Annotated in this window: 17 protein-coding genes; 15 read left to right on the forward strand and 2 right to left on the reverse strand. The window is 60.2% G+C overall.

The features are described from left to right. The first annotated feature begins 30 nt into the window (after positions 1-30). From HMPREF2757_RS02965 to HMPREF2757_RS02985, 5 genes are all read left to right on the forward strand, one after another. Positions 31-687, forward strand: a complete 657-nt coding sequence (locus tag HMPREF2757_RS02965; protein WP_070573246.1) for a peptide deformylase — start codon at positions 31-33, stop codon at positions 685-687. Next, entirely contained in the window at positions 684-1,712 is a 1,029-nt protein-coding gene (locus tag HMPREF2757_RS02970) for a hypothetical protein (protein ID WP_070573248.1), read from the forward strand. Before HMPREF2757_RS02965 ends, HMPREF2757_RS02970 begins: the two co-directional genes overlap by 4 nt. 82 nt (positions 1,713-1,794) lie before the next feature. Further along, a complete protein-coding gene (msrA, locus tag HMPREF2757_RS02975; RefSeq protein WP_070573483.1) occupies positions 1,795-2,316 on the forward strand; it encodes a peptide-methionine (S)-S-oxide reductase MsrA in 522 nt (173 codons plus the stop codon). A 23-nt stretch (positions 2,317-2,339) separates the two neighbouring features. After that, positions 2,340-2,978 (forward strand): nitroreductase family protein, encoded by a 639-nt coding sequence (locus HMPREF2757_RS02980; protein WP_256278255.1) that lies wholly within the window; start codon positions 2,340-2,342, stop codon positions 2,976-2,978. Beyond that, positions 2,975-4,297, forward strand: a complete 1,323-nt coding sequence (locus HMPREF2757_RS02985) for an MFS transporter (protein ID WP_370919377.1) — start codon at positions 2,975-2,977, stop codon at positions 4,295-4,297. The genes HMPREF2757_RS02980 and HMPREF2757_RS02985 overlap by 4 nt, the downstream gene beginning before the upstream one ends. Before the next feature lie 11 nt (positions 4,298-4,308). On the opposite strand, the gene HMPREF2757_RS02990 is transcribed toward HMPREF2757_RS02985, so the two are convergent. Beyond that, on the reverse strand, positions 4,309-4,950 hold the full coding sequence (locus HMPREF2757_RS02990) for a metal-dependent transcriptional regulator (RefSeq protein ID WP_070573250.1): 642 nt from the start codon (positions 4,948-4,950) through the stop codon (positions 4,309-4,311). A gap of 66 nt (positions 4,951-5,016) precedes the next feature. Beyond that, positions 5,017-6,288: an Nramp family divalent metal transporter gene (locus tag HMPREF2757_RS02995; protein ID WP_083304060.1), complete on the reverse strand. Its 1,272-nt coding sequence runs from the start codon at positions 6,286-6,288 to the stop codon at positions 5,017-5,019. A gap of 152 nt (positions 6,289-6,440) precedes the next feature. Here HMPREF2757_RS02995 and HMPREF2757_RS03000 point away from each other — a divergent pair, with 152 nt between their 5' ends. The 10 genes from HMPREF2757_RS03000 (at position 6,441) to HMPREF2757_RS11630 (ending at position 19,184) form a co-directional block, all read left to right on the forward strand. Further along, the gene (locus HMPREF2757_RS03000; protein WP_256278256.1) at positions 6,441-10,718 is read left to right on the forward strand and encodes an efflux RND transporter permease subunit; all 4,278 of its coding nucleotides are present in this window, start codon (positions 6,441-6,443) and stop codon (positions 10,716-10,718) included. A 28-nt stretch (positions 10,719-10,746) separates the two neighbouring features. Next, positions 10,747-11,544 carry a CPBP family intramembrane glutamic endopeptidase gene (locus tag HMPREF2757_RS03005; RefSeq protein WP_070573252.1) on the forward strand — a complete coding sequence of 266 codons (798 nt, stop codon included), beginning with the start codon at positions 10,747-10,749 and terminating at the stop codon, positions 11,542-11,544. 374 nt (positions 11,545-11,918) lie between these two features. Then, positions 11,919-12,101, forward strand: coding sequence for a thiocillin family RiPP (locus tag HMPREF2757_RS11615; protein WP_141750148.1), 183 nt, complete (start codon positions 11,919-11,921; stop codon positions 12,099-12,101). A gap of 91 nt (positions 12,102-12,192) precedes the next feature. Further along, entirely contained in the window at positions 12,193-12,369 is a 177-nt protein-coding gene (locus HMPREF2757_RS11620) for a thiocillin family RiPP (RefSeq protein WP_141750149.1), read from the forward strand. Between the two features lie 76 nt (positions 12,370-12,445). Then, complete coding sequence (locus HMPREF2757_RS11625) at positions 12,446-12,628, forward strand: thiocillin family RiPP (protein ID WP_141750150.1); 183 nt, start codon at positions 12,446-12,448, stop codon at positions 12,626-12,628. 137 nt (positions 12,629-12,765) lie between these two features. Further along, positions 12,766-13,869 carry a M50 family metallopeptidase gene (locus tag HMPREF2757_RS03010; protein ID WP_070573254.1) on the forward strand — a complete coding sequence of 368 codons (1,104 nt, stop codon included), beginning with the start codon at positions 12,766-12,768 and terminating at the stop codon, positions 13,867-13,869. Continuing rightward, a complete protein-coding gene (locus tag HMPREF2757_RS03015) occupies positions 13,869-16,331 on the forward strand; it encodes a hypothetical protein (protein ID WP_070573256.1) in 2,463 nt (820 codons plus the stop codon). Before HMPREF2757_RS03010 ends, HMPREF2757_RS03015 begins: the two co-directional genes overlap by 1 nt. Beyond that, positions 16,328-17,188: a lantibiotic dehydratase C-terminal domain-containing protein gene (locus HMPREF2757_RS03020; RefSeq protein WP_070573258.1), complete on the forward strand. Its 861-nt coding sequence runs from the start codon at positions 16,328-16,330 to the stop codon at positions 17,186-17,188. The genes HMPREF2757_RS03015 and HMPREF2757_RS03020 overlap by 4 nt, the downstream gene beginning before the upstream one ends. Beyond that, complete coding sequence (locus tag HMPREF2757_RS03025; protein ID WP_083304061.1) at positions 17,185-18,546, forward strand: YcaO-like family protein; 1,362 nt, start codon at positions 17,185-17,187, stop codon at positions 18,544-18,546. The genes HMPREF2757_RS03020 and HMPREF2757_RS03025 overlap by 4 nt, the downstream gene beginning before the upstream one ends. Next, positions 18,525-19,184 (forward strand): hypothetical protein, encoded by a 660-nt coding sequence (locus HMPREF2757_RS11630; protein WP_141750151.1) that lies wholly within the window; start codon positions 18,525-18,527, stop codon positions 19,182-19,184. The genes HMPREF2757_RS03025 and HMPREF2757_RS11630 overlap by 22 nt, the downstream gene beginning before the upstream one ends. Position 19,185: the final 1 nt, after the last annotated feature.

The following is a 19,185-nucleotide window of genomic DNA, read 5'->3' on the forward strand; positions in this document are numbered from 1 at the left end:
ATGTCAGCCGGATGGGGCACAATTGTGCATATGAACCCAATTGTCGAGCAGGTGGAAGCTGTTCTGCATGCAGCACAGGACAACAGCGGTGTGGCCCCCATCGTCCAAGCCGGCCACCCTGTGCTGCGCCGCCCAGCTGTCGCCTACTCCGGGCAGCTGTCAGACGAACAGCTTTTCGGCTTGCTGGAAGTCATGCGGGCAACCATGCACGCAGCCCCCGGCGTGGGTCTTGCCGCACCGCAGATCGGCATCGGGGTGCGCATTGCGGTGATAGAAGACCGGGTGCGACTGCCCGAAGACCAAGCCCGGGAAAGGGGACGCACGCCTCTGCCGTTCATGCCGCTGATCAATCCCAGCTGGCAGCCGCTGAGCAATGAGCGCGCGGCCTTCTTCGAAGGCTGCCTGTCCGTACGCGGCTATCAGGCCGTGACTGCGCGTTTTGCCCACGTGCGCCTGCGCTCAGAAGATCCCGACGGCAACGCGTACAGCCGCGATTTCCGCGGTTGGCCGGCGCGCATCATCCAACACGAACTCGACCACTTAGACGGCGCGCTCTACCTGGACCGCGCTGAAATCCGCTCACTGACAGCTGACGACAACCGAGGACTCACCCAGGGCGATCCCGTATCCGCAGCGCAGATGCTCGGATTCAGCCTTCCGCCCCACACACCACAGGAGAAACCATGAGCTCATTCATTTCTTCGCTGCGCCGCAGGGCAGCAGATTCTCTCGCCGGAACCGCCAGTTCGATTTCGCCGAGTCTTGGTCCGGTCGGCAGCCTGCGCACACTCGGCGCCGATGTCCTCTACAGTGTGGCCGCGGGACTGCGCCCGCGTCACGTGGGCGGCAGCGGTCTTGCCGGTGCGACCGTCTTCGGCGGTCTGCTGGCAGCCTCGGTCGCTCTGGAAGTACAGCAGATCCGCAAAGACGCGGGGTTGGAAGTCTCCGACGATGACTTCGGTGTCATCAGATCCGCGGAGGAAATCGGCGTCGCCAAGTTCGACACCATCCTCAAGTGGGCCGCGCCCGTGGCTGGTGTGGCTTCTGCCGCCGTGTGGCCGGTCAATGCAAAAGGCAATGACTGGATCGATGCCCGCCTTAGCCGCTGGGGCGTTGCTTCGCCAGCACTCGTAACGGGTCTTACAACCTTCGCCCTCTTCAGAGCCCTGCGCGCTGTTGAAGGCGTTCTCGAAGACACGCAGTACCCGCTGCCTGACGGTGAACCGACCGTCGTGACTTTGCCGCCGGAAATCCTCGACCTTCTGCAGAGGATCGCCGACCCTGCGATCTCACCCCTGCCGCAGGCGGCTCGGGAAATCCAAAAGCAGCTGCGCACCGCCTCGTTTACCGTCTGGGCTGATGACGACGAGGGTGCCGCAGACGGCACGCTCGCCGGTGAGGCCCTGCTGAACCGCGATCTGGACTTCGTCACGGTGGAAAACGGCAACGACACCGCAGGCCCGATTGTTCCTCGCACGCACACATATCCCGTGCGCGGCCGCGTCGCCGTTGACGGCACGGACTACTTCGTCGAGCTGCTCATCGAGGACGGCTGGCTGCGCGAAATCATATTCTTCATCGACTGGGACGAAGAGGGCGACGACTTCGAAGACGCCGAATCTGCGTACAGCCCTGACGACGAACCAACGCCGCTGACCGTCGCACAGTGGGCACGGGTCGCTGAGGACGTGCTGATCGAAGTCGAACAGTAGGCGAAGGCCGGGCAGCATCAGCGCCCCGCCCTCGGCCGACTGATTGCGGAATAGCCGAAGTAGGTGCGAGGTTATGGGCAGTATGAAGACGCTGACGCTCGCCGCCGGATGCTTTTGGTGCCTGGAAGCCGTCTACAGCCGGACCCGCGGGGTCAGTCGCGTCGAATCCGGCTACATCGGCGGAGATGTTCCCGACCCCACCTATGCGCAGGTGGCATCGGGTATGTCAGGGCACGCAGAAGCAGTGCGCGTGACCTTTGACCCGGCTGTCGTGCCCGAAGACGTCATCCTCGGCATGTTCTTCACAAGCCACGACCCCACGAGCCTCAACCGGCAGGGCAATGACGTCGGCACGCAGTACCGTTCGGCCATGTTCTACGAGGACGCAGAACGCAAGCAGCAGTTCCAGGACGCCATCGCACATTGGCAGGAGCTTTTCCCACGGCCGATCGTCACCACCCTGGAGCCCATGAGCCGCTTCTATGTGGCAGAAGATGTTCACCAGAACTTCTACGGGCGCAATCCGGGCAATGGCTACTGCATGTTCGTCATCGACCCCAAGCTGACTCAGGCCCGAGCACAGTACGCCGAATACATGTACTGACAACACGTGATCGAATGGAAGCTATGACCACCCCACAAGAACCCACAGCGGCGACACCGCGTCGCTTGGACCCGGTTGAATTCACCGACCCGGTCCTCACTGCCATGAAGAACCGCCGCTCAGTTTCCAAAGTCGGCCCTGAAACGCCAACGGACGCACAGCTGCGCGATTTGCTGGCAGCAGTCACACCGGTGGCGGACCACAAGGCGCTGCGACCGTGGCGGCTGATGACCCTGCGCGGCGATGACTGCCTAGGCCTTGCAGAGGCACTTGACGAAGCCGAAGGAACAGTCCGACCGGCAGGGGAAGTCAATCCCAAGCCGTTTCGGGCCGAACTGCTCATTGCGGTCATCGCCGACCACATTGAGCACCCGAAAGTCCCCCAGTGGGAACAGCATGCGACAGCCGCCGGTGCTGCACACCTGCTGGAACTGGCCCTGTGGCAAGCAGGCTGGGGTGTTATGTGGCGCACCGGCCCGAATGCCAACGCCGAACCCATCCGCCGCTTCCACGGTCTGAAGGACAGCGAGCTCATGATGGGCTGGCTGTACGTGGGCAGCGTGGACGCGGAGTTCCACGAACGCCTGGCCTCGTCGCACCGCCGGCCGCTGGATCCCGACGTCTTCCTCGACACCCGGCAGGGGTGGTCTTCACGTCTGTGAAGAAGAGAGCCAAGTGGCGCGGGCCGAAGGTCGCAATGCCCGCGGACATCTGGGTGCTCATCTGCGCTGCGTTCATCGTGGCGATCGGCTTTGGCATCATCGCTCCCGTTCTGCCGCAGTTTGCGCACTCCTTTGATCTGGGAGTCACGGCCACGACAATCGTCGTGAGCTCTTTCGCGTTCTTCCGCCTGCTCACAGCACCCGCCGGGGGTCGCCTGGTCAACAGGTTCGGCGAGCGGCCCATCTACGTTGTGGGGCTGCTCATTGTGGCCGCCTCGACCTTTGCCGTAGCCTTCGCCCAGTCCTATGAACAGCTGCTGGTGTTCCGTTCGCTCGGCGGCATCGGCTCGACCCTGTTCACTGTTTCTGCGATGGCACTGATTGTGCGGATCGCCCCGTACAATGCGCGGGCTCGGGCCACCGGCATGTACGCCACCGCGTTTCTGGTGGGCAATATTGCAGGTCCCGTGGTCGGCGGCCTCATGGCGGGCTTGGGAATGCGGGTGCCGTTCCTCATCTACGGCATCGGTCTGGTCATTGCCGCCCTGGTTGTGCACGTCAAGCTGACCACCGGGCGCAATGACGAGGTGGAGAGCTCGGATCCGCAGGAGGTTCACGAACCCGCCGGGGTCGGCTGTGACGATGCCGCCGATGGCCCCGTGTCACGGCAGGCAGCCGAAGCCGTGACCGCGAAAGAAAGCGCCGATCCGCTTCCGCCCATGCGCTTTCGCGAAGCGTGGGCCTTCAAGTCCTATCGTGCGGCACTTGTCGGCGCGATGGCCAACGGGTGGGGTGCCATGGGTGTGCGCACCGCCATATACCCGCTGTTTGCGATCTACGCCCTGCAGGCCGATGCCGCCGCAGCAGGCTGGGCGCTGGCTTTGTTCGCCGCAGGCACCGCTCTGTCGGTCAACACTCTGGGCAGGGCCGCCGATGTGTACGGCCGCAAACCTTTCATCATTGCGGGACTGCTGGTGTTGGGCGGCTCCACGATTGTGCTGGGCCTGTGGCAGTCGTTCCCCGTCTTTCTAGTTCTGTCGGTCATTGCCGGCATTGGGGCGGGAACTGTCAACGCGCCCCAGCAGGCTGTTATAGCCGACATCATCGGGCCCGAAAGGGCAGGCGGCAAAGTGCTGTCTCGCTACCAGATGGGGATGGACGTCGGCGCTATCTTCGGGCCGATTGTCTCCGGCTGGCTGGCTGACGCCTACGGCTACGGAGTGGCCTTTGCCGCTGCTGGGGCTGTTGTTGTGCTTGCCGGAATCCAGTGGATCTTTGCTGAGGAGACCATGCCTGCCCGGCAGAAGAACAACGCTTAGGCTGTGCGGGCTCAGCTGTAGTGCAGCGGAGTGACCCACACCGCCTCGGCAAGGTCGGGGGCTTGGGCCAGCAGATCGCCGGGGACAATGTGCGCTCCGGGCACACATCCGTGCTCTTCCGCTGCCGTGAGCACGTCGTTTTCGCTGTCGTCCACCCGATCTACCCGGTGCGGGGCATCAGCCTGGGCTTGAAGCAGCACAACAGCACGGTCGGGGTGATCCATGCGGCCTTCGGCGTCGGGAATCGGATCGCCGTGCGGGTCTGCCGTAGGGTGGCCCATGAGCGCATCGATGCGGGACACGAAAAGATCAGAGACAGCGTGTTCCAGCCGCTCCGCCTCGTCATGGACCTCGGTCCACGAATAGTCGAGCATGCTGACCAGATACATTTCGAGCAGGCGGTGCCTGCGAACCATCTGAACGGCGTGCCGACGGCCGACGTCTGTGAGTCTGACCGGCTTGTACGGGGTGTAGGTGACAAGGTCCGCGGCAGCTAAGCGCTTGACGGTGTCTGTCACACTCGCGGAGGACGTGCCGAACCTTTCGGCCAGAGCCTTCGTCGAAATGGGTCCGCCGCCCCACTCTTCGGCGCTCCAAATGGCTTTGAGGAAGTCCTGGGTGACAGGTGACAGGTGTTCCAGCTCAGTGCTCACGCTTTCACCCTATGCGCACGGGTGCATATGTTGAAAGGGCTGCAGGCTCACTGACGCGCGTGAGCTTCACACGTCGTAGCCCAAGCAGACCAGAACAATGAGCACCGCGTTGAGCGTGACGATGAGGGCTGTTGTCAGCCATGCCGCAGCCTGCAGCGGCAGGGGATTGGCAAACCGGCCCATGATGCTGCGCCTGCCGGTGTAGAACACCAGAGGAATGAGTGCGGCGGGAATGCCGATGGACAGCAGCACCTGCGATACGACCAGAGCAAAGGTGGGGTCGATGCCAAGGGCCAGAATGATCAGAGCGGGGATGAGAGTGGTGAGTCTGCGCCACAGGAGGGGAATCTGCACGTGCAGCAGACCCTTCATGATGGAAGCGCCCGCATAAGAGCCCACCGAGGTCGACGCAAGGCCCGAAGCCAGCAGACCGATGCCGAAGAGCACGCCTATGAACGGACCCATGGCGGTCGTGATGGCAGCGTGTGCGCCTTCTATGGTCTCGGTTCCCTCCACACCGGGCAGTGCTGCCGCCGCCAAGAGCAGCATGGCGAGGTTGACCCCACCGGCCAGGATCAGTGACAGGAAAACGTCCCAGCGGCTGGCTTTGAGCAGCCGGGCAACAGTGCGTTCGGGGATGTCTGTGCCGAAGCGGTCGCGAATGAGGTCCGAGTGCAGGTAGATGGCGTGCGGCATGACGGTCGCCCCCAAAACGGCCGCAGCCAGCATGAGGGAGCGAGTGTCTTCAAAGCGGGGAATCATGCCCTGTGCCATGCCAGCGGGATCGAGGTCGCTGATGAGCAGACCTGCGGTGAAGCCGATCGTGATGATCACCAGCAGAGTGGTGACCAGCAGCTCGAACAAGCGCTGGCCTGCGCGGTCGGCGGTCGCCAACAGCAGCATCGAGACTGCGCCGATGATCAGCCCGCCCCACACCAGCGGAATGTCAAACAGGATGTACAGGGCGATTGCGCCGCCGACGACTTCTGCGAGGTCGGTCGCCGCGGCAACGAGTTCAGCCTGCACCCAGAAGGTCAGGCGGGCGGGCTTCTTCAGCCTTCCGCCCAGCATGCTCGGCAGGCTTTCGCCGGTGACCAAGCCGAGCTTGGCAGACAGGTACTGCACGATCATCGCGGTGAGGTTGGCCGCAATGAGAACCCACACCAGCAGATAGCCGTATTCTGCGCCCGCGCTGAGGTTGGCAGCGACATTGCCGGGGTCCACATAGGCAATTGCCGCAACAAAGGCCGGCCCCAGCAGCCACACCAGGCGCTTGCGGTGAACGTGCTGGTGACGTGGATCGCTGTTTTCGCCGTTGCGACGGGTCCCTTCTGCCATAAAATTAAGTTAGCTTAACTTTCCTCGGCGGCCAAATTCATTCGCCGACTCTGCTTGGACGGGAAGCGGTGGGTGACTCCCGGAGATTCGCCTGCGCCCGGTGTTAATACGACCGTATTGTTGGGTTGAGGTGAATACGCTAGTCTTGCCGGGTGAAAACTCTGACCCGCCTGAGCCTGAAGCACCGTGCCCTCATCGGACTGATCACCGCAGTGGCGGTGATGTTCGGCTTCATTGCCACAGCCCAACTCAAAAGGGAGCTCTTCCCTTCCTTCGAGCTGCCGCAGGCGGTCATATCCGCTCAATACCCCGGCGCTTCACCCGAAGCCGTGGAGAGCGAAGTCACCGAAGTCATCGAAGAGGCGGTAAGCGCCTCCGAATCAGTCGAGTCAGTCAGCTCCACCTCGGCCTCCGGCAAATCCGATGTGACAGCCGAAGTTTCCTACGGAACGTCCTCAGACGACATCGTGCGCGAACTCGAAGGCGCGATTGCCAAAGTCAAAGACCAGCTGCCCGACCGGGTCGACCCCGTGGTCTTCAGCGGTTCAGTAGACGAGTTCCCCGTGGTGGTCATTTCAGCCTCGTCCGACGGCAGCAAAGAAAAGCTGGCCGATGACCTCAATTCGGTTGTGGTTCCAGAACTGAAGAAGCTGCCCGGTGTCAGAGCAGCCGCGGTATCCGGCGCCGACGTCAAACAGGTCAACATCACCGTCGACAAGAAGAAAGTCGAAGACAAAGGCGTCACCGTCGACGAGATCGTCGGAGTCCTTCAGTCCAACGGAGTGGCCGCCTCAGCCGGTGAAATAGAAGGCGACAACGGCGAAGCACCTGTCGAAGTCGGTGTGCGCATCACGAAACTCGACCAGATCCGCGATCTGCGCGTCACGGGCAAAGACAGCCCGGTCAAACTGTCCGAGGTCGCTGAAATCGAACAGGTGCCCGCTCCGGTCGAAAGCATTTCGCGCACCAACGGCAAAGAGTCGCTCACCCTGGCGGTGACGAAGACCCCCGATGCCAACACGGTCGATGTTGCGAACGCGGTTCACGACGCACTGCCGAAAACGCAGGAGAAGCTGCGGGGCAACCCCGAATTCACCACCGTGTTCGACCAGGCTCCGTTCATTCAGCAGTCCATTGACGACCTCGTCCACGAGGGTGTCCTCGGCCTGGTATTCGCGGTGCTGGTGATCCTGGTTTTCCTGTTGAGCGTGCGGGCGACGATCATCACCGCGATCTCCATTCCACTGTCGCTGTTGATCACAATGCTCGGTCTGTGGCTGACAGGCTATTCCCTCAACATGCTCACGCTGTCGGCCCTGACCATTTCGATTGGCCGCGTGGTCGACGACTCGATTGTCGTGATCGAGGCCATTCGAAGGCGTCACTCGATGGGCGGGACGAAGTTCAGCAATATTCTCGCAGCCGTGAGCGAAGTTGCCAGCGCAATCACCGCGTCGACACTGACAACCGTCGCGGTGTTTCTGCCGCTGGTGTTCGTCACTGGCCAGACGGGTGAGCTGTTCCGCCCGTTCGCGCTGACCACCTCGATTGCCCTGCTGGCATCGCTGTTGGTGGCGCTGACGATTGTGCCGGTTCTGGCGTTCTGGTTCCTGCGCTCGCGCGAATCGAAAGTTCGACTCAGCCGCGAACAGAAGAAGGAAATCGCCGCCCGCCGCAAAGCAGGGCTGCGCGGTCTGCGGGCAAGGCGCAAGAAGCGCCGTGAAGAGGCGAAAGAGAACCCGGCGGCAGTGCCCGATGCTGACGAGTCGGGCACTGCCGACGCTCAGCCGGCTGCTGAAGAAGATTCGGCTGGCGAGGTGGAGCCCGCTTCCGCGGAGAGCTCGCCAGCCGGGGCAGAAAAGGGTGCCGCTGTGAGTTCGGCTGTCGATGAAGGTCAGGCTTCTGAGGTGGGGCCCGCTTCCGAAGCTGGACACAGTGGTACCGACCAGGAAATCGACGAGCTCGAAAGTCTGCGATCACCGGTCACCCGGCTGCAGAAAACGTACACCCCGGTTATCGGCTGGACGGTGCGCCACCCCGTGATCACGCTGGTCGCAAGCGTTCTCGTGCTGGTGCTCACGCTGGGCATGGTGCCAATGCTCAAAACTGACTTCCTCGGTGACATGGGCGCCGACACGCTGGAGGCTCGGCAGCAGTTCCCCGCCGGTGTGGGACTGGAAGAAGCCGGGGAGATCGCCGAACCGGTTGAGAAGGACATCCTCGCCACAGAGGGAGTCGATGATCTGAGCTTCTCTGTCGGTTCAAGCGAATTCGACTTCGGGGAGGTCTCCGGTTCCGGTCAGCTCAGCGGCATGTACTTCATCAACCTGTCCGAAGGTGCGAGTGCTGACGAAGTCTCGGAGCGCCTGACGGAGAAGTTCAAGGACATGGACCCGGACGAATCCGGAAACTTTGAAGTCGTCGACAGCGCCGCTCCGGGTGGGTCGACCATCGACATCAAACTGACCTCAAATGACACTGCAGCACTGAAGAAGTCCGCAGAAAAGCTCACCAAACAGCTTGAGAAGACCGACGGGGTCAAGAAGGTCGACAACAGCCTGCGCGACGTCGGCAATGTCATACACATTGACGTCAAACGCAAAAAGGCCGCCGAGTACGGCTTGTCAGAAGTGCAGCTGGGCCAAATCGTCACGCGCGCTATCAACGGCCAGATGATCGGCCAGGTGGTTCTCGATGACGTGACCAACAGCGTCTATGTGTTCGACGGCGACGCGGAGAGCATCAGCGACCTCGAAGACATGGAACTGACCGTCATGGTCATGCCCGATGGCTCTCCCGTCACCGGCGGAGCTGGTGGTGCCGGAGGGGCCGGCGGGACAGGAGGGCCCGGCGGAGCAGGTGCGCCCGGTGGTGCCGAAGGTCCGAAGGGCGGCGGAAACGTTGCGCTGCCGACCCCGGGGCTTGAATCGAATCCAACGCCGACCGACACGCCGAAGCCAACCAACGAGCCTGGGCCTTCGGACCGCGGAGGAAAAGACGAGAAGCCGCATGCACCTCGTGGACCTGGACAGGAAGGCGGCCAGAAGCCGAAGGCCCCAGGTGACGGTGGACAGCAGCCCCAGGCGCCGCGCGGTCAGCAGCCGCAGGCACCCGGCGGACCCGGACAAGGCGGAAATCAGCAGCCACAGGGACCCGGTGACGGTGGCCAGCAGCAGGCCCCTGGTGGCGGTCAGCAGCCGCAGGGCCCCGGTGACGGTGGTCAAATGCCCGGCGGACCTGGTCAAATGCCCGGTGGGCCCGGCCAGATGCCTGACGGACAGATTCCCGGTGGGCCCGGACAGATTCCCGGTGGGCCCGGACAAATGCCTGACGGTCAGATGCCTGACGGTCAGATGCCCGGAATGCCGCAGATGCCTGACGGTCAGATGCCGGAGTCTCAGCAGCCGAAAGAGAAGAAGATCAAGCTCAGCGAGGTCGCCAATATCACGCAGGTGAAGACCGCTCCGGTTATCAGCCACTCTGACGGACTGCGCTCGGTGACGGTGTCGGCCACCCCTGACGGCGATGACCTCGGAGCGATTGCTGCCGCTGTGCAGAAGACCGTCGACTCCACGCAGCTGGAACCCGGTGTCGCCCAGGACACCGGCGGTGTATCGGCCGAACAGGCCGATGCGTTCAAGCAGCTGGGCCTGGCGATGCTCGCGGCGATCCTCATTGTGTTCATCATCCTGGTGGCCACGTTCCGGTCGCTGCTGCAGCCGTTCATCCTGCTGGTGTCCATCCCGTTTGCCGCGACCGGTTCGATTCTGGCGCTGCTCATCACTGACACACCCATGGGGCTGACCGCCATGATCGGCATGCTCATGCTGATCGGCATTGTGGTTACCAACGCGATCGTTCTGATCGACTTGATCAACCGCTTCCGCGAACACGGCGCAGACCTCAAAACAGCGGTGTTCCACGGAGCCCGCCTGCGCTACCGGCCTATCATCATGACCGCTTTGGCAACGATCTTCGCGCTCGTGCCCATGGCCATGGGACTCACCGGCGGCGGTGTGTTCGTATCGCAGCCGCTGGCTCTGGCAGTCATCGGCGGCCTGGTGTCGTCGACGCTGCTGACGCTCATCCTGGTGCCGGTTCTGTATGAACTGCTCGAAGGGCACAAGGAGCGCCGTGCAGAAAAGCGGGCGGTCAAGGAAGATGCTCGCGGCGCCGTCATCGACAAAGCTGAGAAAGAAGCTGAAGCGCGCGACGGGGCCGATGCAGAAGACCAGCCCGAGGGTGACGCTGAAGCTGACGCCGGCGCTGGTGGGCAGACTGAGGATGAGGCCGACAGCCAGGCTGAGGACGAGGCGGACGCCAGCGACGAAGACCCGTCGGCTGCAGCAGGGGAGTCCTCGGGCGGCAAACTGTCGACGGAGCCCATGCCGCCAGTCAAGCCCGAACGCGGAGGCGACGATCAGCAGTGAGCTCAGCGGCGCCTCGTACCCGGAGAGGATGACAAGCCCCACTCGCTGGCGCGCTGAGGTGCTGCTGGTGGCGGGAGTTTCGCTGGGGCAGTCGGCGGTGTATGCCGCTGTGCGGCTGGCGGACATGCTCACGCGCGGTCCGCTTCAAGACAGCACTGCTTCGCTCAATAACAGCCAGTCGACGCGGCCGGTGTTCGACCTGGTGTACCAGCTTCTGGGCATTGGGTTCACGCTCGTGCCGGTGGCGCTTGCGCTGTATCTGCTGTGGCTTGACGGGCAGGGCTCGGTGCTGGAGCGCTTGGGGCTCGGGCCTGGACGCGACAGCGGAGGCGGCGATTTGGGTGGCGGTTTCGTCAGGGGTCGCCGTGACGCGTGGGGCGATGCGTGGCGTGCCGTTGCGCTGTTTGTTCTGATAGGCGCTGGAACGCTTGCTGTTTATGCCGCTGGGCGGGCGCTGGGTGTCACGGCGCAGATTTCGACAAACAACCTAAACGCCGCGTGGTGGACCGTGCCTGTTCTGCTGCTGCAGGCAGTGAAGAACGGCGTGCTGGAAGAAGTGCTGCTGTTCGGGTTCTTCTGGGATCGGCTGGAGAAGCTGCGGTGGTCGCCGTGGGCCATCATCGTGGGGCTGGCGGTTCTCCGCGGCAGCTACCACCTGTATCAGGGATTCGGCCCATTTGTGGGCAATGTGCTTATGGGCCTGATCTTCGGCTGGCTGTACATGCGCCGCCGGAGAGTCATGCCATTCGTGGGTGCGCATACCGCCATCGATATAGCTGGTTTCTTCGCGCCCGGGGTGCTCACAAGTGTTGATCCTCTGTTCTGAGGCAACCGCCAGGGGGCAGGAATTGAACACTCCGCTGTGTGCTGGCCCGACATTTCCTTAGTTCTTCACCACCACAGAGGCTCCGCACTGGCTCCATACCAGCTCTGTCGTCGATTAATGCCGCTGGTGCAGGCCAATGGTGCTTATCACAATGTGAGCCTCGAGGTTTGCTGCACGGAAAATTTTGGCGAATTTGACGCAAGGGGTTGACTGTGTGATGTGTCTCTCATAGCGTTGAAGATATCTGAAGAGACAGGGAGTGATAAAAGAAATCAGAAAATCCGCTAATGATCAGATGTCCGTAGCTGGGTATTTTATACAGCTTATTTGCTTTATGCTCCGCGCCCAGGATCCACGAGGAGGTGCATTTTGTCATGAATACTGAAATGAAGATAAACAATGACCTAACCACTATCGACCTCGCTGCAATCGATCAGGATTTCAACTTTGAGCCGCTGCAAGATGTGGCATCCCCGTCGAATACGGCCGCATGTTTCGGCACTGCAGCGTCTTTCGGTGGTAGCGCCGGCACGGTCGGTTGCTTCGGAACCTTTTGATAGCTGGCTTATCTATCGAGCTGGTAACCACGAGATGTCTGTCAACATTGCCGTTGTGTGACGTCTTGCCTAATAATCGTTAGGAATTTCAATGATGAAAACAGATGTGACCATCGACCTTTTTGCACGTGAAGACGACGTAATGACTGTTGAGGCGCTCCCGGATGCGACGGCGGCGTTCAACACTTATGGCACCGCTTCTACTTTCGGTTGCGCTTCATCCTCAACGAAGGGCAGTGCTGCCACCGCAGGAAGTATGGGCGGATAGCTGGATTTGAATTTCAAGAAAATCACCCGCGATGTAGAAAATCGCGACATGTGATTTATTAGAAAGGTTTATAACAATGCAGACAGAAAACATCGATCTTTTTGCTTCAGAGTCCGACAGCTCACCGGCTGATATTCAGGTCGAAGCGCTGAACGATCAGGCTGCCCCCTCGGGCACCATCGGCAGTGTTGGTTCCTTGGGTAGCGCTTCGTCGTCTAGCAAGGGATCTCTATCAACCGCTGGTTGTATCTCCGGCTGAGTCCGCGCTCGCGGTTCTCCTTCGACAGGCAGATAAAAAACTGTGGCTTGCGGAGCGGTGCGTCGATATCACACGCCGCTCCGTAAGCCGACTACAGCAAGGCAGTCGCGGCATCCTCCAGGAAGGGTGACAAGGCAATGAACAACACGCGAGGCGTCGCCGAACTAACAGCATCTCGAGCGAAGCTGCACGGCGACGTGGAGATGTTTACAGGAATGGACGGAGCTTCCCTTCTTTTTGACTCGCGCAACAGAAAGTACACCCGGCTCGGCACCACAGCTGCGAAGATCATTACCCTTGCGTCAGAGCTTCCCAAGGACACAACGATCGAGGATCTGACCGAGATTCTGGCAAAGCAGAATTCGACGACAGCTGATGTCGTGTGGACCAAAGTAGGTCCTCTGTTTGAAGACTTAGACGCACGCGGGTGTCTCATCGATTCGGAAGCACCGGGCGAAGATGGGCAGGACGTAGAGGGCTTTCAACTCATCCGACGTTACCCCTTAGTGAAGAACCCTGCCCGGGTACTCGGCCCCATCAACCGCGTATTCGTAGGAGTTCCAAGTGCGGTCGTCGCGGTGACTGGGGCTATCCTCCTCGTTGCTGCCGTGATCAGCCTCGCAACATGGTTGCCATCGGTGTGGGCGGAGGGGCTCAGACGCGATACCTTTATCGCCGCTGCAATTGCCCTGATCTTTACGACGGCCGTACATGAAAGTGCTCACGCGGTTCTGATGGTGCGCTACGGAACTCCACCGCGTGAAGCTGGTGTGGGTATGCTCTTCGGTTTTCTGCCGATCGCCTATGTCGATCGCTCCGACACCTATCGCATTGTCGAACGACGAAAACGGGTGCTTGTATCGTTGGCCGGGCCCTTGAGCGATCTATTCTTAGCCGGTTGTGCGGCGTTCGCCGCAAGATTCGCTGCTGGACCTGAGCAGCAGTTTCTCAGCAGCCTAGCCATACTTCTGATCCTTGCTGTCATTGTGAACCTGAACCCGATTCTGCCTACTGACGGTGCTCATGCGCTGGAAGCTGCGACAGGGCGGCTTAATGTCCATTCGAAGGCGTTCACTTATGTGTTCGGGCGTTTTGTCAATAGCCGCGCCCATCATCGCCTGAAGAAAGAGCCTCGCAAGGTCAGGGTCTGGTACGCCCTTGTGGCTGTCCTGAGCATCGGCTGGCTGCTGCTAATCATCGCAATGATGGTGCAGACCGTGATCGGACTGGAGATCGTGTAATGACTCGAACCGTCGGCAAGGACGAGGTTGCGGTGAATCGCACTGTTTTCGATTATTCTGTCAGCCGGACTTCCGTCGTTGGGATTCACCGGTTCGCGGAATTACGTGATGCAGATCTGGTGGCAAACTTCTCGCGACTGCTTACCGAGGAGTCCCGTGCTCGTGAACTTGAGTTGCGAGTTTCAGACGCACTCCATTCTCTCGTATCTCGTGCATCTTCCGAGATGCGTATACCGATCATTCGTTTTCGTCGGGATGTGTTCAACCGCAGGATGAAGTGGTTGCAAGCGCAAGCGGTTCGAGACCTTGTTTCCAACATGAACCCGTCTGCAGCACAGGATCTTGCTGAGTTGGAACAGATCCTCGCGCGCCTAAGCGAACGCCATCGTGAAATTGACGACGCATTGACTGCCCGGCTTGAAACGGAGTCCAGTCTGCTGTCACAGATTGCCGAAGTTCCCGAGCTGGCCTCTGCTGTCTCGCTTTCCAGCCCATCCGTATGGCAAGCGCGTCAGCGCCTGACGCGAAAATCCAAGCAGTCGTTCCCATCAAACCTTAACCGAGCCTTATTTACATACGCTCAACGCGGTGCTCTGAAGCCGTCCCCTCTGTCGACTTTCTCCCGGCTGGACATCATGGGGCCCAATTGCGCTGATGTTGCTCCAGAGGCGGCCAGTCATTTGTCAGTGGCGGTCGTGCGCGCACTGGCTAGCGCTCTTTCTACCCACCCAGACTGGATGCACGCATTTGAGTTCCAACCCAATCTAACTCTGAGATCAATGAGCGACACAATGGCGCAGGTCATGGTTCCGATGTATCAGCGCATTGAGGGGCAGTACAACTGGAGGCGGGATGACATCCTCTATGCGAATGTGGGCGCGAAGCTAGCGGATAAAGTCCGCTCATTGCCCGCCGGGTCTTCAGCCACTGCCGTTGAAGCGCACTTTGAGGGAACGCTACCCATAAGGTTCCTGGTTGATTCTGGACTCGTCCTGCCCATTCTGCCCTGGAACACATCTGAAGGAGATGCTCTCAAAGGGCTTGTCGACGCTCTGCCTCCGGAAGCACAGCTGACCCGATCCTTAAGCAACCTGGCCGAAGGCATCGATAGTCTCTCGGAAGCCATTCCCGATCGCCGTATCGCCCTGCAAAGAGAGGCACATCAGCGTCTCAAGGATGCCTTCAATGACATCGGCCGTGTCCCGCCTGTTTTCAGTCGAGTACGCGATATCGTGCGCGAGAACTACGTAGGCGCTGCTTCAAGCCAGAGTGACCGAGAGTATTCCTCGCTTGCGGCCACAGCAGATCAGGTCTACAGCGAGGGACTTTTCCGGGGAGTCCTTCACGATCGGCTACTGCGGCAAGCACGGGAGCTGTTCGACCGGCCCACAGGAACGCTCGTGATTCGTGATGTGCCGGGCTATCTCGCGCAGATCTCCTATGGTGCCGACAATGTGCGCCGATATCAGGACACTCAGCTGGAGGAGGCGCGACTTGCGCAGACGAACGGCCGCAGTGCTCTGGCGGCTAGCCGACCAGTTTTCCGCACTGCCTCGACGGCCCCTCCGATCGGCATGGCCATCATCCATCACGGTCTCGAACCAGAGAGTGGAGTGCTCGATTCGATCGGCGCTTATGGACCAGGTCAGCTGACGCGTTACCTGCGTGAACCGACGCGGACGACAGTGGGAAGCGATCTGCGCTCATGGGTCGCTGCGATGACGCCCGACACAACTATGCAAGTCGAAGTCAGCGTTGCCAATGATCAGAACGATCTGCAGAGAGATGCGTCGGGGATATGGCCTCGTCTCCAGTGGCCGGTCGATTCGTGCAAGGACTCGGGTGCCGTGGATGTATTTGATTTGTCAATTGAGATCGATTCGGATGACGCGGTATCGGTGACAGTGGATGATGGCCAGCCGGTGCAGCTGATCTATGTCGGAGTGGTCCCACAATCACTCATTTCAGGACCGATTCGAAATCTGCTGGCACTGACATCACCTTGGTCATACGCACCGCTCGATCCGTACGAGCTTGCCCCGTTGCCGCCCGTGCTGGAAGGGCCGATACTAAGGGAACGGCAGGAACGCGACGGCTTAGTGCTTTCACGCAGAACACTCATCTGCGAGGCCAGTGAGATGCCAGCTGCACTCTTCGACGGCGTAAGCTCGAACTCAGTCCTGGACTTCTGCGCCATGCTCGCCGGCTGGGGGTTCGGCGAGGAGGTCTTTGTACAGTTTGTGCCGAAGCAGCTGTCATTCGCAGCTGATCCGAAACCGTTCTGGGTTTCATGCGGATCGGTGTCATCTCTGGAGTTTCTGCGCCACAGTCTCGTGATGAGCAGAAACCAGCACCACCTGAAGATCACGGAGGCTCTGCCAGCTGTGGGTGAGGCCGTCGCATCCGGAGCAGAATTTGCAGAACAGACGATGCATCTGCTGCCGGGTGGAGGTGTTCTATGATGTTCGAGCCCTCACGGTTCGTGTATTGGCAAGTGATCCATCAGGACTTTTCCCTGGACGATGCCGCTATTACCCAGGTAGTCAAGCCCGCAGTGAGCAACTGGTGTCCAAGAGCTGAATGGCACTTCCTCCGCTACTTCGACGAACGAGGACCGCATCTGCGTTTGAGAGTCGTCCCACCTGACCCAGACAAAGTAGGAGACCTCATTAACGGTTTGACTCGCGAACTGGAAGACAGGCTGTCGGCTCTGCTCGTTGGAGCTTCCGCCTCAGACCATCGGCAGACAAGTCTGTTCGACCAGTCAGATGTTCCGTTGCCGTTGACAAGGGATTCCGGTGTTCATCTGGCTCTTTATGAGCCGGAAATATCAAAGTACGGCGGCGAGGATGGGCTGTCCAAAGCAGTGCAAATATGGGCTTCCTCGACTAAAGAAGCGCTGCGGTACCTTTCGCCTCAGTGGAAACCCGAACAGCGCCTTTCTATGGCCGCCGGACATTGCTACCTCGCTACGAAGACCTTCTTTGGTGACGACACCAACATGATGAGGAGATTCTGGACTCGTTACGCACTGTTCTGGTCTGGAGGAAACCAGGAGCGGCTTAACCAACTTTCAAGTGACAGCGTGCTCAGTGAGCTGCTATCGAGCTCGGCAGCTGCGGCGCGCGTGGACAGCAACGATTCTGAAGCTCTATGGCCTGGAAACTTGGCTGAGCTTTGTGATGGCGATGTGAACCAGCTCAATCACCAGGTGCACCTGCACAATAACCGACTGGGCTTACCGCCAGTGGACGAGGCTCCGCTAGCAGTCCTCGTGTTGTTGTTGCTTCGAGCACATGTATCGGGAGCGTTCGAATGAGAAACATCATTCAAAACAGAGGGGGCACGATGGCAAGGACTGAAGCTGCCGACATCACAGCTGTTCGTCAGTTGGTGTCGAGGCGCGGGGGCCTCATAGGACAATGTGTGCCCCTCGAAGCATTCGAGGGGTCACACGACTGGCATGTATACGCTTCGAACCTTGGTGACCTTACGGATGTGGTGCCAAGCATCGGCGTCGCAGGCGCCGCGGGGGGTGACGTCCAGCTCGGCGGGGCCGGCACATCCCAAGATGAGCTCCTCGCATCAGATATTGCAGCCGTGGAAGGTCTAGAGCGCTACTCGTCATGCGTGTGGGAGGACCTGCCTGTTCGGTGGGCAACCGAACGGCAGATGCGAGAGAAGGGTGAGCCTCATCTTGACATCATGACGTTGCCCACCATCGGCAAAATGGAACAGGAGCAGAGCTCGAAGTACCTTGCGCGCCCTCACCTAGACCGACCTCTGCGCTGGATCCGTGGGGTGGACCTAGACGGATTCACCCCGGCGTGGGTCCCGCTCATCTGCACGTATCTGTTTGTTTCCCCAGTGGCTCTCGGGGAGCGGATCTGGAATCCAATCTCCACCGGCTGCGCAAGTCATACGAGCAAAGACGCGGCGTTGCTGGCAGGAGTCCTGGAATGCATCGAGCGCGAGTCGATTGCAGTGGTGTGGTTACAGCGGCTCTCCCTCCCAGTCATCGATCCGGACAGCTTGCCGGCAGCGCACCATGCCTACGTCAATGACTTTGAGCAGCACGGTGCACAGGTGTCCCTCATCGATGCCACGACTGACCTCCGGGTCCCCACGGTGTACTGCCTTGTTCGTCGGCCTGGTCGACTTGTGGCACAGCTGGTGACTTGTGCGTCTGACACCAGCGGTGAAGGGGCGGCGCTGAAGGCGTTGCGCGAAGCGCAGTCAACGCTTGTCGCTTTGGAAACGAACACTGCAGCGCTCCCGGAAAATGTCATGGATTTTCACGATACTATCCACGGGGCCGTCTACATGGCCGACCCCGAGCGTACAACAGCTTTTGACTTCGTGGATGCCTCCAACGACAGAGTCAGTCTGTCCAGTTTGCCGGACCTGGGTGAAGATCCGACAGAAGCGCTCTTTTCCACTCTGGCAGTTTTACGGGAACGTGGGCTCAAAGCGTACGCGGTCGATATGACGACTGACGAAGGAGCGCGGAGTGGTTTCATCTCAGTCAAGGCGATAATTCCCGGACTCGTGCCTCTCTCATTCATCCACTCCAGCCGATTTCTGGGAACGTCGCGACTATATGAGCTGCCGGAGTTTTTCAATCAGCCAACCTCACCCGAGGAGGAAATAAATCCATGGCCACAGCCTTTCGCTTGAGCTCAGGGGTCTTTCTATCGGCACTCGATTCGAATGCGAAGCACATCGCAGACGAATTCGAAGCAAAGCTGGCGGAACTGCCACATTCTATTCCTGTGACCAGATCAGATGCTATCGGGCGGCACGGCGGGCCGACGTGGGCCGAAAGTGGAGTTGCCAACATTCTGATTGCGACGTCCCCGCGGCCCCAACTGGAAGCGCGCGCACACCGAATGTCACGGATTGACGGATCTGTCACCGTCCCGATTACCATCGATCATCCGTTTGTCAGATTCGGCCCGATCGCAGATGGCATTGGAGGATGTTCTGAGTGCTTGCGCGTCAGGTTGAAACAACACGGACTGAGCGATGATTTCGAACGAATGCGCATATCTGCATTCGGCGATCAACATGGAGGGCCCAATCTCCTGCTTCCCCACGAGACTGAGCATCTTTTCGCACGTGCTCTTGCTGTTCTGGAGCAATTGGAGCACGGCAACCATAGTCACGATCCGGGCCGCGTGATCTGGTTCGATCTGATGAACATTTCCTCCACCTCAGGCACCGTGTCCGGTATTCACGGCTGCAGTATTTGCGGCGGACAGGCAGGATCGCCAGAAACCCGAACATGGAAATATCTTGCGGAAAGGGAGGTTTGAG

It is taken from the genome of Brevibacterium sp. HMSC063G07 (assembly GCF_001810665.1).
Lineage (GTDB): Bacteria > Actinomycetota > Actinomycetes > Actinomycetales > Brevibacteriaceae > Brevibacterium.